Source organism: Miniphocaeibacter massiliensis (assembly GCF_900232905.1).
GTDB classification, from domain to species: Bacteria; Bacillota; Clostridia; order Tissierellales; family Peptoniphilaceae; genus Miniphocaeibacter; species Miniphocaeibacter massiliensis.
Window position 1 is genome coordinate 175347 of sequence record NZ_OCTQ01000003.1, and the last position, 15333, is coordinate 190679.

A 15333-nucleotide genomic window follows, 5' to 3' on the forward strand; every position below is an offset into this window, starting at 1 on the left:
AGAGAATGAATAATAGACAAGGGAATAATAGCATTGTTTTTAATCCTTTATATGATAGAAAGGGAGAGAATATAGCTCTAATAATAATTTTATTATTTGTATTTTATCCTGTAGGTGTCGCTTTAATGCTTTCTAAATTACACAAAGAAAGATATAACTTTATTGAGAATGCTAAAAGTACAACTATAATAGGTTGGATATTGACTGGAATGGGGATTTTCCTTTTTTTAATTTCATTACTTGGATCTACAGTAGATTCTAATTTATATGAAGATGAATTAGCTAGTGCATTGGTTGGCATTTTAATTATAATTGCACCACTTATAATCCCTGGAATTATAATGATAAGAGAAGGAAAAAAATATAAGAAAATTGGCGAAAAATTTAATTCATATTTGTATATACTGGAAAAAAATACAGATGGAAATATAGACGAGATAGCAAATTCTATGAATTTAGATTATGAAGTAGTTGTTGATGATTTGGAATCATTAATTAGAGCAGGGGCTTTAATTAGGTGTTATGTAGACAGAAAACAAAGAAAGATAAAATTTATGGACAATTATAACACACTTAAAAATAATACAAAAAAAGAAGAGAAAAATCAGACCTGTAAAAATTGTGGTGGAAGTAATCCTGCAGGTGCTACAGAGTGCGAATATTGTGGAAGTGAATTACAATAGATTAGAACATCGTTTTATACGGTGTTTTTTTAGTAAGGAAAAGCAAAAATATAAATTTTAATGAGTTTTGATATACTTATAGTAGTAATAAATAAATTTTATAGAGGGATAATATGTATTCAAAAATAATGACATGTGTTTTGGAAGGATTAAACGGCTATGCAATTGAAGTTGAAGCTGATATAGCTAGGGGATTACAATCATTTAATATAGTTGGACTTCCAGATATTTCAATAAAAGAATCTAAAGAACGTGTAAGAGCAGCTATTAACAATTCAGGATATATGTTTCCAATAGGGCGCATTACAATAAATTTAGCTCCAGCAAATTTAAAAAAAGAAGGATCACAATTAGATATTTCTATTGCAGTAGCTATTTTAACGGCCTTTGGAGTAATTTATAATATTCCTAAAAAAGAGATAGCTTTTATAGGGGAACTTTCTCTAGATGGAAGAATTATGAATGTACAAGGTGCATTGCCTATGGTAATTTCATTAAAAGAACTGGGTTTTAAAAAAGTTATAGTACCAGATGAAAACAAAGAGGAATGTTCACTAGTAAAGGGAATAGATATTATTCCGATAAGGAGTCTTAAAGATTTAGTAGATTATTTAAATGGAGATATTAAAATAGAAAATTATAATGAAGATATAATTTTTAAAGATGGTTCTACAGAAAATTATGAAATAGATTTTGATGAAATAAAAGGACAAGAAAAATTAAAAAGAGCTATGGAAATTGCTGCTGCAGGTGAGCATAATATTATTATGATAGGACCTCCAGGAGCAGGCAAAACAATGGCAGCTATGAGACTTCCAACAATATTACCACCATTGAACTTTGAAGAGGCTATAGAATCTACAAAAATATATTCAGTAAGTGGTAATTTAAAAGAGAGTAAACTAATAAATAAACGACCTTTTAGAGCACCACATCATAGTAGCTCATCGGTTTCAATAATTGGTGGAGGGAGAATTCCTATGCCAGGAGAAGTATCTTTAGCACATAATGGGGCGCTATTTTTAGACGAATTACCAGAGTTTAACAAAAACACAATAGAAGTTTTAAGGCAACCTTTAGAAGAAAAGGAAATTACTATTTCTAGAGCAAATGCAACTCTTACTTATCCAGCTAATTTTCTTTTTATAGCAGGTATGAATCCTTGTCCGTGTGGTTATTATGGCGATGAGACAAAGGAATGTACTTGTAGTATTACTCAAATTAATAAGTATTTATCAAAAGTTAGCAGACCAATTTTAGATAGAATAGACATACATATTGAAGTGGAGCCAGTAAAATTAAACGAATTAACTTCTAGAAATAAATCTGAAAGTTCAAAAAATATAAGAGAAAGAGTTATTAAAGCAAGAAATATACAAAAGGTAAGATTTAAAAAAGAAAAAATCAAAACTAATGGGCAGATGAATAATAAGTTAATTAAAAAATATGTAGTACTAGATGATGAATTAAAAAATATACTTGAAATAGCTTACGAAAAATATAAATTTTCAGCAAGAACAGTAAATAAAATACTAAAGCTTACTAGAACTATTGCAGATTTAGAAGATAAAGAGAATATTGAAGCTAAACATTTACTAGAATCTATAAGATATAGGACAGTAGATACAAAGTATTGGGGGTAATAAATTATAAATAGATAATTTGGTGGATATTACTATAAATAATTTAATTACTAGGGGGATTAAATGTTTAAAAAATTATTTAGTAAATTTAAAAAAAATAAAATTGGTAAAATTAGAGCTATTCAATCTGGCAAAGTAATAAATATATCAGAAATTTCAGATGTAATGTTTGCTGAAAAAATATTAGGGGATGGGGTTGCGTTAATACCCAAGAGTAATGATATTTATAGTCCAGTTTCAGGTAAAATAGATGTAATTGCAAACACATTACATGCATATGGTATAAAAACCAATGATGGATTAGATGTGCTTGTACATGTCGGTTTAGAGACAATAGAGCTAAAAGGAAAAGGGTTCAAACCTAAAGTAAAAGTAGGTGATAGAGTAAAAGTAGGGGATTTACTATTAACAGTAGACATTGACTTACTAAAGGATGAGGGGTATGAAATAATAACACCTGTTATAATAACAAATATGGATGATATAGAAGAAATAAAAACTTATACAGGAGAGGCTACAGAAAAAGAGACTGTAATTATAAAATATATAAAAAAATAAAGGAAGATATTATGAATATAGTTATACTTGATGGATACTTAGTAAATCCAGGAGATTTAAGCTGGGGAAAGATTAGTGAATTAGGAAATTTAAAAGTTTATGATATAACACCAAAAGAGCTAGTAGCTGAAAGAGTAAAAAATGCAGATATTATTTTATTAAATAATTCTATAGTTGCAAAAGAAGCTATAGAAAAAGCAAATAACTTAAAATACATATCAATGTTAGCAACAGGATATGATAATGTTGATGTAGAGGAATGTAAAAAAAGAAGAATAAAAATATCCAATATACCATCATATGGAACAGATACAGTTGCTCAATTTACATTTGCTTTGTTACTTGAAGTTTGTAATAATGTAAAAATACATAGTGATGCTGTATTTTCAGGAGACTATACCTATAGTGATAAGTATGGACTTCCACTAAAAAAACAGTATGAACTTTCGGGAAAGACTATAGGAATAATAGGATATGGAAATATAGGTAAAAAAGTTGGTGAAATTGCCAAAGCTTTTGGAATGAAAGTACTAGCTTACAGAGGAGAAAATAAAGGGAAAATATATGATGAAGAAGTATCATTAGAATATTTATTAGAAAATTCAGATGTAATATCGTTACATGCTAAGTTAACAGAAGAAAATGCAGAAATTATAAACACAAAAACTATATCTAAGATGAAAAATGGAGTAATAATTATAAACGTTGCAAGAGGTGGACTTATAGTGGAAGAAGATTTAAAAGAGGCTTTGAATTCTGGGAAAATTCTAGGGGCTGGAATAGATGTAATTACAACAGAGCCAATACAAAAAGATAATATATTATTAAAAGCTAATAATTTAATTATAACTCCCCATATTGCATGGACAACAAGAGAAGCTAGACAAAGAATTATAGATATAGCAGCAGATAATATAAGAGGATATATAAACGGAAAATATATAAATACAATAAATTAAAAGTAACTTTAAAAGGATATATCTGATAGTATATCCTTGTTTTTATGGAAAAAAGCAACAAAATTAATGAAAAATGCAACTAATAGCAGTTTTATTGCAAGAAGGAAAGAAATACTTTAATATTGAAAATATCAAAAGAAATTAAAAGCAAGGAGGAACTATTTGAAGATTAGATTTAGTGTTAAAGATGGTTTAGAGCTATAAGAATATATAGTTTTAACTCATCAAAACAAAAAGGATGAATGGAAAAGTATAAAGAATATACTAGAAAATTCAATACAAACAATAAATGTAATAGATGCAAAAAACTATAGTAGTGTTGTCTTGAAATTAAATGATATTATGGTAATTCAGTCAGAAGATAGGAGATGCAATATAGTAACTAGGACTGGAGAAATGTTTTGCTAAATATGCGGTTAAAGAAATTTGAAGAAACTTTTATAGATAAAAATATTATTCGAATTAACAACAGTGTATTTATAAATATTAATTATATAAAAAGTTTTCAATCTTTGAAAAATGCAAGAATAGAAGTAGTTTTAGAAGGTGGTATAAAGTATTTTGTAAGTAGATATTATATTAAAAATTTTAGGGAGAGATTATTATGATAAAAGATTTAAAAAACTTGTTTTTTCAAGTATTTACAGGCACAGTTATATGGTTTAGTTTTTTTATTGACAATATTTTCAGAAAGATTGAATATACAGAATATAAATATAGTTTATGTATGGAATATTATAGGTGTAGCAATTATATCAACTTTAATATTCGGGGTTATATATAATGCATTATGGTATTATTTAACATTAAAACCTATATGGAATATTTTAATAGCTTCAATATTTAATACATTAGGTGGATTTGCTATGATATGGTTAATATCAAAAGATATGTTCTATTTTATAAAAAATTGGTCAATAGAAGTATTTATATTAACATTAGTTTTACACACAATTGCATTTTATTTTTATGCTAAATATAAAAATAAAAAGGAAGCAGTAATATTGAGTAAAGCAATCAATAAAGTTAATAAATAAAAGACGCAAAATGCGTCTTTTATTTATTCTTAATGTATGTATTTTCTTGATTAATATTTTTATCTCTGTAGTATAAATCTTTTCGTGGGTTATATCCTAAATTATCCCAAAATCTATTTCCAATTTCATTTTTACAAAAAGCGACAAGAGCTATTCCATTAATATTTTTTTCTTTTAGGATTTTTTCAATATGGAGAACCATCTTTTTACCTATTCCCCTACCTTTTATTTTCTCTGAAATTGCAACGTGATACAAATAAGCTCTTTTTCCATCAAAACCACATAAAATAGTTCCTTCAACATGTCCATCTTCTTCATAAACAATTGAAAGTTCAGGATTATATTCAATAAAAAATTTTATTCCTTCATAAGTATCATCAATATTTCTTAGTCCCATACCAGTAGTGTTTTTCCAAAGATTTACAGCTTCATAATAATCGTTTATATTCATAGCTCTAATAAAACCCATATAATCACCTCGATAAAAAGTACATTAATTATACCATAGAAATATTGATTATATTCAAAGCTTGTGATATATTTATTGAGCAAAGTGTTTCTTGGCACCCACTTTAAAAATCAAGATGTGATAGGAATCTGTCTCGTCTTTTGACGAGACTTTTTTTATTGTGCAGTCATAAATATAATAATTAAATTTAATGACTGTAAAGATTTATTAAGGATGTCATAACACAATTCTATATTAGGAAGGTGTTTTATGAGTAAAAAATTTAATTCAAGGTTCATAGTTAGACAAGGTGTTGTAGCTGCTTTATATGCAGTTTTAACAATGATGCCACTACTCTCTAATTTATCTTATGGACCATTACAATTCAGAGTCTCAGAGGTTTTGACATTGTTGGCATTTTTTAATGGAGAGTATGTTTGGGGACTTACAATAGGATGTTTTATTGCAAATATGTTAAGTCCATATGGTGCAATTGATGTAATTATAGGAACTTTAGCTTCTTTTATAGCGGCGTTTCTAATGAGTAAGTGCAAAAATATTTGGTCAGCTAGTGTAATGCCAGCTATAGCAAATATTTTAGTAGGAATTCAATTGTATGTTATATCTGCATCAAAAGAAGGTTTTTTTATAGTTACTGGACAAATTATGTTGTCAGAAATATTAGTTGTTACAATTCTAGGAGTTGCAATATTTAAGGCCTTAATTAAGAATAAATCTATAGTTAAGTACTTAGATCTAAATAATAGAAATATGGTTTATTAATTAGATAAGTTTTTTTGGGGTAAGAAAAGTTTGTAGGGATAAAATCTACAAACTTTTTTTATTGGAGAGTATTATGAAAAAATTAGTGATTGGTATAGTAGGTGGAGTATATAGAGGAAGTTTTGCCAACATATTGTATACAAAAGAAACTTATATTAAAACTATAACTAGAAATGGACAAATTCCAGTTATGTTGCCTATAACAAAAGATAAAAAAGCAGTTGAAGCACTTATTAAAAAAGTAGATGGACTAATTTTCCCAGGAGGAGTTAATATTTATCCTTTTCATTATGGAGAAAATCCAAAAACAGAGATACTAAATTTTGATTTAGAGAGAGATAACTCTGAATTTTTGTATTTAGAAATGGCCTTAAATTATAAAAAACCTGTGCTTGGAGTCTCAAGAGGCTGTCAAATTATAAATGTGTATATGGGAGGTTCATTAATACAAGATATAAAAAATGAAAGACAAAAAGATATATATCATATAGGAACAAGTCAGAAGTTAGAAACAAGTCATTATATAAATTTAATAGACGACACAAATATAAAGAAAGCTTTCAATGTAAATAGAGCTATTGTAACCTCATGCCATAGTCAGTCTATTAAAGACTTAGGTAAAGATTTAAGAATATCAGCTAAAGCAGATGATGGAGTAATAGAGGCCGTAGAGTATTTAGGAGATAGTTATTTAATAGGAGTTCAATTTAATTTAGATAGAATGGAAAATGAAGAAAGCAGTTCATTATTTAATCAATTTATAGGAAAGTGTAGGTAAAATAAATGGATAAATTTATAGGAATACCTTGCTGGCTTGAAAATAGAGAAGGATTTATAAGTCATGAAATAAATAATAATTTTTCAAAAATGATATTAGAATCAGGTGGAATTCCAATAGTTATACCACAAATATACGATGAAAATTTATTAGATGAATATATTAACATGATAGAAGGACTAATACTTGTAGGAGGTTCAGATATATCACCTTATCTATACAATGAGGGACCTAATAGGTATTTGGAAAGCACAAGTCCAGTACGAGATGAGGTAGAGTTTTATTTACTAAAAAAAGCTATTGGAAAAAAGATACCAGTATTTGGTGTATGTAGAGGAATGCAATTAATTAATATATTTTTTGGAGGAACTTTATACCAAGATATGTATTCTCAGTGTGAAGATGTATTTAATCATAGCGATAGGGAAAAAAAGGGAATAATTTACTACCATAAAATTAATATTAATGAAGGAAGTAGATTACATAGTATTTATGGATCGGATATTGTAGTTAATACATTCCATCACCAATCTGTTAAAAAAATAGCAAAAAACTTTAAAATTACGGCAAAATCAGATGATGGTATAATAGAAGCTATAGAATATGAAAAGGATCAGTTTATAATGGGAATTCAATTTCATCCAGAATTTCCTGAACATAATGGTGATTTTTATAAAATATTCGAATATTTTATATCACATATTTAAAGGAGGATACAATGAGTTACAAAGAAAAATTAGAAATTGGAAATCAAAATACTAAAAATGTATTTAGTAAATGCCCTGAAGTTGGAGAAAGTTTTTCAAAACTACACGGAAGTACTATAAGAGATGGAGTAGTTTCAGCAAAAAATAGAGAGCTAATAGCATTGGGTATAGCAATAGCTATAAGATGTGAAGGTTGCATAGTTGCTCATGTTGCAGCAGCTAAAAAAGCGGGAGTAACATTAGAAGAAATTTATGAAACTATAGAAGTAGCTATTTTAATGGGCGGAGGTCCATCTGTTGCATATGGTGGAATTGCAGCGGCTTGTGCAGAAGAGTTTTATAACTAAAAATATAGTTATAATTAACTAATACTGTATATATAATATTTTGTTAGAATGTGAAATGTTTAATTATTATTAATTGATAATTATAAATTAGTCAATAAGATAATTACATTTTAAAACTGAATATGTAAAAAATAGATACTTAATATTATGGAGTATCTATTTTTATGGGAAAAAATTGCAATTAATTTTTTGAATATTTTAAATATATATATTCTGAAAATCCTTTTTGTTTGGCAAATTTCACTTTTTCACGGCTATATTCTTGAAATCCATGTTTTTTATACAATGAAATAGCACTTGAATTTACATTTGTAACATTTAAAGTTAGTGTTTTGTACTTATACTTTTTAATAACATATTCAATGAGTTTACTTGCTAAACCTTGTCTTTGATATTTTTTAGATACACCAAGAATATCAATATAGGCACTATCTGAATCCAAAGGAATTGTTTTTTCAAAGTCATTACTTAAAGCTATTCCAAACATATATCCCCTGAAAAAACCAAAGTGTTTTTGAAAATCTTTAAGAGGAATATTAAAAGCTCTTTTATCGTCTGTAACAAGAGCAATAAAAGCTACAACTTCATTATCAATAGTAGCAACAAGATAGTTTTGTAGTAACAACCCATTTTTAATAGCTTGTGATATTTTTCTTTGGTCAGTAGATATTGAACTCCAGTCTTTGAAAAAAGAGTAGGCAAAAACTATTGCTACAGCTTATCTATCTTGTTTAGTTGCGTTTCTAATTATGCATTCTGACATTGTATTTCCTCCAAAATAGTAATTTATTAATAATAAATAACTGTTAACTAATTTTTAATAATGAGCATATACGTTAAAAAAGACGCTTTCAAAATGAGCGTCTATTTTTTAATTAATTTTATTTAATGCCTGCTCAATATCTGAAATAATATCATTTATATTTTCAAGTCCTACTGAAAAACGTACAAGCCCAGCGTCAATACCAGCAGCAACAAGTTGTTCGTCAGTAAGCTGTCTGTGTGTTTCACTAGCTGGATGAAGAACACAAGTTCTAATGTCTGCAACATGAACTTCGTTTGAAGCTAATTCCAGAGAATCCATGAATTTTATAGCATTATCTCTACCACCTTTTATAATTATAGAAATTACACCACTAGATCCTTTTAAATATTTTTTAGCCAATTCATAGCTTACATCTTTTTCTAATCCTGGATATGTAACGGATTCTATTTTATCAGATTTTTCAAAATATTTAGCAACTTCTAGTGCATTTTCACAGTATTGTTTCATTCTAACAGCGAGAGTTTCTAATCCTAAATTTAATAAAAATGCAGAATGTGCTGCGGGATAAACTCCAAAATCTCTCATTAATTGCATTCTAGCTTTTATAATATAGGCTGCTTTTCCATAAGTTTCTGTATATGAAATACCATGATAAGATTCATCTGGTTCAACAAATTCTGGAAACTTTCCATTAGTCCAATCAAAATTACCACTATCTACAATAACTCCACCAACTTGCACAGCATGTCCATCCATGTACTTAGTAGTTGAGTGAATTATTATATCTGCCCCATATTCAAATGGTTTACACAAGATAGGAGTTGCAAAAGTATTGTCAACTATCAGAGGAACATTATTTTTATGTGCTATATTTGAAAGTTTTTCAAAGTCTAAAACCTTAAGAGCTGGATTAGCAATAGTTTCACCAAAAACAGCTTTAGTGTTTGTTTTAAAAGCTTTTTGAATCTCTTCTTCAGAAGCATTAGCATCTACATAGATACATTCAATACCTAGTTTTTTTAAAGTATAAGAAAATAAATTTACAGTTCCACCATAGATTTCTGTAGTACTTATAAAACTATCTCCTGAATTACAAATATTTAAGATTGCTAATAAAGTTGCAGCTTGTCCAGAAGTTGTACACATAGCTCCAACTCCACCTTCAAGTTCTGCAATTTTATTTTCAACGGCCATAACTGTTGGATTTGCAAAACGTGAATAAATTAATGATTTTGTTGGTTCATCAAAAACAGAAGCAACTTCTTCCGTAGAATCGTAAACATAAGTTGTGCTTTGAACTATAGGAACAACTCTAGGCTCAGAATTTTTAGGGCTATACCCTGAATGTAGGCATTTTGTTTCATCTCTCATAAAAAACCTCCTTTAATTATAAATTGCATATATTGTAACATATTAGTTAGATATAAGGTAACATTATTTACATATAACTTGATATAAAGATAAACTATAATGAATTGAATTTTTCAACGTCATTAAATAAAGTATCATAAAACTTTTTGCCTATTTCTGATAGAACAACATCTTTATGCATAATAATTCCAATTTGAATTTTTTCATCATAATTAATTGGAACTGAAATAATATCTTCCCCATGTAAATATTTTGGAAATATGCCAGATGAAAAAGTATAGGCTTTCAGTCCTATAATAAAATTAACAACAGCCGCCCTATCACTAACGTGAATACTCTTTTTTACAGGGATGGAACTAAGTATTTCTTCTGAAAAATAAAAAGAATTATGTTGTCCTTGATTAAAAGATATTCTAGGATAATCTTCTAAATCTTCTAGGTCAATTATACTTTTTTTTGCCAAAGGGTGATCTTTGGATAAGAACACGTGGGGTTTAGCGCAAAAAAGTTCATTAAAAATAAGATTGTTCTCAGAAAGCATTTTTCTTATAACAGCTTCATTGTAATTAGAAAGGTATATTATACCAATCTCACTATACATTGTTTTGACATCTTCTATTACTTCATATGTTGTAGTTTCATTTAATGTAAAATCATATTCACCTGAGTCATATTCTTTTACTAATTCGACAAAGGCATTTGCTACAAAAAGATAATGTTGTGAAGAAGCACAAAATCTATGTTTTGTATTAGGACCAGTTATGTATTTAGTTTCTAAAAGTTCTGCCTGTGTAAGAACTTGCTGAGCATAACCTAAAAATTCAGCACCTTTATTAGATAGAACTACTCCTCTATTATTTCTAATGAAAATTGCAAATTGTAATTCTTTTTCAAGTTCCTTAATAGCGTTGGAAAGACTTGGTTGTGATATAAAAAGTTCTTTAGCAGCTTCATTGATAGATCCTTTTTCAGCAACTTTAACTATATATTTTAATTGTTGTAAAGTCATAAATACACCTCATATTTTATACTAATAAAAGAATATCATATAAATGAGTAAATATGTAATAGGAGTTAAATTATACTAAAGAATGATATGATACAATAAATTAGAAAATATTAAAATATTAGGTAAAGACATTAGGAGTAAGGTATGGATATAGAAATAAGAGAGTGTAAAGTAGAAGATGTAGAGAGTATTTACAATTTAAATAAAAATAGTTTAGATTGTGACTTTAACAAGGATATAATAAAAGAAAATCTAGAAAAAATAATAGAAAACAAAAATTATAAAATTTTAGTGGCAACATATTATAGGGAAGTAGTAGGGTATATTCAAGCACATGACTATACTAGCTTATACCAAGAATCATTAACAGATATTATTGGACTAGCAGTAGATAAAAGGTACCAAGGGAAATGTATAGGAAAAAGACTTGTACAAAGCATAGAAGAATGGGCAATAGAAGAAGGCTCAAAAGGATTAAGGTTAGTTACAAGAATTGACAGAGAAAGTGCACACGAATTTTATAAAAAGAAAGGCTTTGAAGAGATAAAATTGCAAAAAAATTTTAAAAAATATTTTTAGGAGAAATATATGGAAAATATAAGAGAATGTAAAATTGAAGATGCAGTTGCAATACACTCAATTAATAAAAACGAAATGAATTATGATTTTTCAATAGAAGAAACTAAAATAAATATAAAAAATTTATTAAAGAGTAAAAATGAGAAAATTTTTGTTTATGAAATAAACGAAAAAGTAGTAGGTTATGTTCATGCTAATAATTATCAATGCACATATGCACCAGCAATGAAAAATATAATGGGCATAGCAGTAGATTCTAATTATAAGAGATTAAGAATTTGTAAAAAATTATTATAAGCAGTAGAAAATTGGGCAATAGAAGATAAAGTATTTATAATAAGACTTGTATCGGGCTATTCTAGAAAAGAGGCTCATGAATTTTATAATAAATGTGGTTATGCAGAAGGTAAGAAACAATTAAATTTTAAGAAAAAATTATAGTAAAATACATGATAGAGGATATACACGAGAAGATTATTTAAGGACAAGATTATTTATAATTTTGAATATGGAATGAGAGAAAATTATAGGATAGATTCGGGAGATACAATAATAGTTGAAACATGTGATTGCTTTCATGAGCAGATTGATAGCGAAGAACAAATACTTATGGAAATAGATATGAATATAATTAATCCTGCTACAGGTTAGATTTATGTAAATGGTGCAGTTAATTATTTAGGTAAAAAGATTCCCTTGAATCCTATGATAGGGTCATTGGAGTTGCGCCTAAAAAAGAAGATGGAGAGTGGGGAACGCATACTCCTTGGAAACACGGAGGGAATATGGATTCTAAAATTATAACTAAAGGAGCTAACCTTTACTTTAACGTAAATCAAAAAGGTGCGATGCTAGCACTAGTTGATTTACACGCTGTTATGGGAGATGGGAAACTTTGCTTTACAGGGGTGGAAATTTCTGGAGAAGTTGAACTAAGGGTATCTGTAATAAAAGCTATAAGAGAAATTAAATGACCTATTGTAGAACTTAAAGATAGAATAGAAATAATATCTTCAGGTGAAACATTGGGAAATGCAATAATAGAAGCTTTAAAAACAGCAGTTGATTATATACAAAAAGTTTTAAATGTATCTTGGGCAGAAACTTATTTAATGGCAAGTCAAGTTATGGATTTAAATATTTCACAAATTGTCAATCCAATGAAAACGGTGAGAGCATCAATCCCTAAGTATATATGTAACATAGATTAAATATTAAAATAAAAAATAACAGCTTTATAGCTGTTATTTTTTATTTTTCGCTTCTTCTTTTTCTTTCGCTTCTTTTTCTTTTTCCAATTTTATAACATCTTTATAATCATCACCTAAAATAAAATCATTAAAAAACTTAGAGTTTTTTCCAACTTCTTCATTTAGAAAATCATATCCATATTTTTCAGACAAAGTTTCTTTATCTGAAAATAAATTTACACCTAAGCCCAGTTGATTTCCTTCAATATTAGCACCGATGCTGGCTAAAATAGTAGGATACATATCAAAAGATGTCATTGTTCTATTTTTGCTGTTTTTAGGCTCAGTTGAAGGATTTATAAATACATTATAAACACTTCTCTCGTGTCCATCTATCATATTATCTTCATAAAAATCTGTTTGCATGCCTAGATGATCACCTAAGACCACTATAGTGGTATCTTTATAAAAATCTTGCTCTTTTACCCAATTTATATATTCATTAATTTGTGTAGAATTATAAGAATATACATTTTCATATTGTGTATTAAATTTCTTAGGTGCTTCTTCTTCGAGATATCCATTTTCAAAGTGGGTATTAGCTGTTTCTATTACTAGATTAAAAGGTTTATCATCTTTAGCGAGTTCTAAAGTTTCTTCTTTAGTCCATTTAAATAAATCAGTGTCATCAAAACCCCACCAAACCTTGTCTTCAGATTTCATGTATCCATTATCTACAGCATAGTTAAAGTCAAAAATATCATAATTACCATGAGAAAGGAAATATTTATCTTTATTTCCAGCCTTTGAATCTGAGCCCATACATACTTTAAGATTGTACCCATTTTCTTTTAGTATATCTCCAAGAGCATAAGTTCCAGATAGGAAATTATCGGAAGTATAAGTATTTGCCATGCTAACTTTCATGTTTATTCCAGATGTAATAGCCACTATACCAGATACTGTCCAAGTAGAACCGTTGGTATGATAAAAACCACCTATTTTTTTATTATTTGAAAAATTTGTATTTGATAAAGCTAATTCTTCAAGTTCAGGCATTACTGAATATTCCCAACCTCCACCTAACTCTTTATCAATTAGTGAATTTTCCATAGATTCAGCAAAAATAACTATTAAGTTTTTCTTTTTCTCAGGAAAAGTAATATTAACTTTCCTACCGTCAATGTAGTTTTCTTCAATAAAATCTGAAGATGCAAGAGAGTTTTTTATAAAAAGGTCTACTCTAAGAGAAAATGTAAATATCAGTAAAGTTAAAGTGAAAAAAGCTAAAGTAAATTTAACTTGGTGATTTTCAAAAAATCTATTTTTAACAAATAAAATGATTCCAACAAACACGATAAGTGGAAGTATAGCTTTTTTTATAGCAGTAATAAAAACATCTGAAGATGAATTTTCTCCACCATTGAAAGCATAAAATAGTATTTCTTCTATTGTCTGGTCTCTAAAAGTAAATTTTATATATAAACTAGCTACTATTATTAAACAAAATATAATTACAAGTAAATTTGTTATTCTCTTTTTATTAATTGTAATCACACTCCTTTTTATCATTATTTTTCTTAGATAACCCTTTAAGGTGTATATATCCAAGAGATACTATAAATAATGCTCCTATAACATCTACTATAATATCTTTCATTGTATCCATTAAAGCATTATGTCCTGTTAAAATAGTACCATTAGCAGTCATGAATTTTTGCATGTTAGTTCCTAAAATGTAATCTGCTAAATATTCATATATTTCCCAAATTGCTCCACAAGTAACTGCAAAACAAAAAGCGAAAAGCGAAACAAAAAATGGACTAAGTTGTGTACCTTTAATTTGATTGCTATTAAAGAATTGAACTAGAATAAATCCTAAAGAACCCAACATTGTAGCACTAAAAGCGTGCAGTATAGTATCCCAGTGAGGGATTTTATAGTAGAAGTCTTTAACTTCTCCCAAATAAATAGCACAAAACAGAAAAATGAAGTACATTATTTCCATTGTATCAGGAATATCTAATCCAAATTTTCTTTCAAATTGAGATGGAAGAAAGATAACAATCATCCCTACAATACATTGTAAAATTCTTAAGACATAATCGCTTTTAACCATTTCATATTCTTTATTAGGTATACTAGCAGGTGAATTTATAAAATTATAAATTGAAAAAATTGCTGATATTGCTAGTAAAGCAAAAACTATTTTAAAAATTCTAGTTTTTCTTTTAGCAGTTAATTTTTTCTTGAAATTTTCATCTTTAATAATTTTCATATATGCTCCTTATATTAACTACAATATTATATCATAGAATTAGGGGTTTTAGCCTTAATCATAGATAGAGTAATAAGATTTACAATAAAAAATAAATCAAATAAGGGTGTATAATTATATTTAAGACAGTAGCTATGATAAATGTAAAAAAGTAAGAAACACTACTTTTAAAATATGTAGTATAATATAAAATATTA

The 15333-nt window shown here is 27.6% G+C and carries 21 protein-coding genes; 15 read left to right on the forward strand and 6 right to left on the reverse strand.

Annotation, left to right across the window (positions count from 1 at the left end):
* Positions 1-5 precede the first annotated feature (5 nt).
* From CS899_RS07080 to CS899_RS10860, 6 genes are all read left to right on the forward strand, one after another.
* Positions 6-683 carry a zinc ribbon domain-containing protein gene (locus tag CS899_RS07080; RefSeq protein ID WP_100065488.1) on the forward strand — a complete coding sequence of 226 codons (678 nt, stop codon included), beginning with the start codon at positions 6-8 and terminating at the stop codon, positions 681-683.
* Positions 684-796: 113 nt separating this feature from the next.
* Entirely contained in the window at positions 797-2326 is a 1530-nt protein-coding gene (locus CS899_RS07085) for a YifB family Mg chelatase-like AAA ATPase (RefSeq protein ID WP_100065489.1), read from the forward strand.
* A 63-nt stretch (positions 2327-2389) separates the two neighbouring features.
* Complete coding sequence (locus tag CS899_RS07090; RefSeq protein ID WP_100065490.1) at positions 2390-2884, forward strand: PTS sugar transporter subunit IIA; 495 nt, start codon at positions 2390-2392, stop codon at positions 2882-2884.
* A gap of 11 nt (positions 2885-2895) precedes the next feature.
* Positions 2896-3843: a D-2-hydroxyacid dehydrogenase gene (locus tag CS899_RS07095; RefSeq protein ID WP_164995882.1), complete on the forward strand. Its 948-nt coding sequence runs from the start codon at positions 2896-2898 to the stop codon at positions 3841-3843.
* A 401-nt stretch (positions 3844-4244) separates the two neighbouring features.
* Complete coding sequence (locus tag CS899_RS07100; protein WP_100065492.1) at positions 4245-4451, forward strand: LytTR family DNA-binding domain-containing protein; 207 nt, start codon at positions 4245-4247, stop codon at positions 4449-4451.
* A 258-nt stretch (positions 4452-4709) separates the two neighbouring features.
* Entirely contained in the window at positions 4710-4880 is a 171-nt protein-coding gene (locus tag CS899_RS10860) for a hypothetical protein (RefSeq protein WP_164995883.1), read from the forward strand.
* A gap of 19 nt (positions 4881-4899) precedes the next feature.
* Here the strand turns inward: CS899_RS10860 and CS899_RS07110 are convergent, their stop codons facing one another.
* A complete protein-coding gene (locus CS899_RS07110) occupies positions 4900-5349 on the reverse strand; it encodes a GNAT family N-acetyltransferase (RefSeq protein WP_100065494.1) in 450 nt (149 codons plus the stop codon).
* Positions 5350-5598: 249 nt separating this feature from the next.
* Here CS899_RS07110 and CS899_RS07115 point away from each other — a divergent pair, with 249 nt between their 5' ends.
* The 4 genes from CS899_RS07115 (at position 5599) to CS899_RS07130 (ending at position 7943) form a co-directional block, all read left to right on the forward strand.
* Positions 5599-6111: a QueT transporter family protein gene (locus tag CS899_RS07115; RefSeq protein ID WP_100065495.1), complete on the forward strand. Its 513-nt coding sequence runs from the start codon at positions 5599-5601 to the stop codon at positions 6109-6111.
* Between the two features lie 73 nt (positions 6112-6184).
* Complete coding sequence (locus CS899_RS07120) at positions 6185-6889, forward strand: gamma-glutamyl-gamma-aminobutyrate hydrolase family protein (RefSeq protein ID WP_100065496.1); 705 nt, start codon at positions 6185-6187, stop codon at positions 6887-6889.
* A 5-nt stretch (positions 6890-6894) separates the two neighbouring features.
* Positions 6895-7596 carry a gamma-glutamyl-gamma-aminobutyrate hydrolase family protein gene (locus CS899_RS07125; RefSeq protein ID WP_100065497.1) on the forward strand — a complete coding sequence of 234 codons (702 nt, stop codon included), beginning with the start codon at positions 6895-6897 and terminating at the stop codon, positions 7594-7596.
* A gap of 11 nt (positions 7597-7607) precedes the next feature.
* A complete protein-coding gene (locus tag CS899_RS07130; RefSeq protein ID WP_100065498.1) occupies positions 7608-7943 on the forward strand; it encodes a carboxymuconolactone decarboxylase family protein in 336 nt (111 codons plus the stop codon).
* Between the two features lie 181 nt (positions 7944-8124).
* Here CS899_RS07130 and CS899_RS07135 read toward each other — a convergent pair whose 3' ends face one another.
* The 3 genes from CS899_RS07135 to CS899_RS07145 form a co-directional block, all read right to left on the reverse strand.
* Positions 8125-8568: a GNAT family N-acetyltransferase gene (locus CS899_RS07135; RefSeq protein WP_207204759.1), complete on the reverse strand. Its 444-nt coding sequence runs from the start codon at positions 8566-8568 to the stop codon at positions 8125-8127.
* Between the two features lie 246 nt (positions 8569-8814).
* Positions 8815-10080 (reverse strand): O-acetylhomoserine aminocarboxypropyltransferase/cysteine synthase family protein, encoded by a 1266-nt coding sequence (locus CS899_RS07140; protein ID WP_100065499.1) that lies wholly within the window; start codon positions 10078-10080, stop codon positions 8815-8817.
* Between the two features lie 94 nt (positions 10081-10174).
* Positions 10175-11089 (reverse strand): LysR family transcriptional regulator, encoded by a 915-nt coding sequence (locus CS899_RS07145; RefSeq protein WP_100065500.1) that lies wholly within the window; start codon positions 11087-11089, stop codon positions 10175-10177.
* 144 nt (positions 11090-11233) lie between these two features.
* On the opposite strand from CS899_RS07145, the gene CS899_RS07150 reads away from it, so the two are divergent.
* From CS899_RS07150 to CS899_RS07165, 5 genes are all read left to right on the forward strand, one after another.
* On the forward strand, positions 11234-11668 hold the full coding sequence (locus CS899_RS07150) for a GNAT family N-acetyltransferase (RefSeq protein ID WP_100065501.1): 435 nt from the start codon (positions 11234-11236) through the stop codon (positions 11666-11668).
* Positions 11669-11677: 9 nt separating this feature from the next.
* Positions 11678-11965 (forward strand): GNAT family N-acetyltransferase, encoded by a 288-nt coding sequence (locus CS899_RS07155; RefSeq protein WP_207204760.1) that lies wholly within the window; start codon positions 11678-11680, stop codon positions 11963-11965.
* A gap of 216 nt (positions 11966-12181) precedes the next feature.
* The gene (locus tag CS899_RS10865; protein WP_164995884.1) at positions 12182-12319 is read left to right on the forward strand and encodes a hypothetical protein; all 138 of its coding nucleotides are present in this window, start codon (positions 12182-12184) and stop codon (positions 12317-12319) included.
* 134 nt (positions 12320-12453) lie between these two features.
* Positions 12454-12642 carry an acetamidase/formamidase family protein gene (locus CS899_RS07160; protein WP_100065502.1) on the forward strand — a complete coding sequence of 63 codons (189 nt, stop codon included), beginning with the start codon at positions 12454-12456 and terminating at the stop codon, positions 12640-12642.
* 51 nt (positions 12643-12693) lie between these two features.
* Positions 12694-12879, forward strand: a complete 186-nt coding sequence (locus CS899_RS07165; RefSeq protein ID WP_100065503.1) for a hypothetical protein — start codon at positions 12694-12696, stop codon at positions 12877-12879.
* 33 nt (positions 12880-12912) lie between these two features.
* Here CS899_RS07165 and CS899_RS07170 read toward each other — a convergent pair whose 3' ends face one another.
* Together CS899_RS07170 and CS899_RS07175 are read right to left on the reverse strand one after the other, a co-directional pair.
* Entirely contained in the window at positions 12913-14415 is a 1503-nt protein-coding gene (locus CS899_RS07170) for an LTA synthase family protein (RefSeq protein WP_164995885.1), read from the reverse strand.
* The gene (locus CS899_RS07175) at positions 14402-15136 is read right to left on the reverse strand and encodes a DUF2238 domain-containing protein (protein ID WP_100065505.1); all 735 of its coding nucleotides are present in this window, start codon (positions 15134-15136) and stop codon (positions 14402-14404) included. The genes CS899_RS07170 and CS899_RS07175 overlap by 14 nt, the downstream gene beginning before the upstream one ends.
* Positions 15137-15333: the final 197 nt, after the last annotated feature.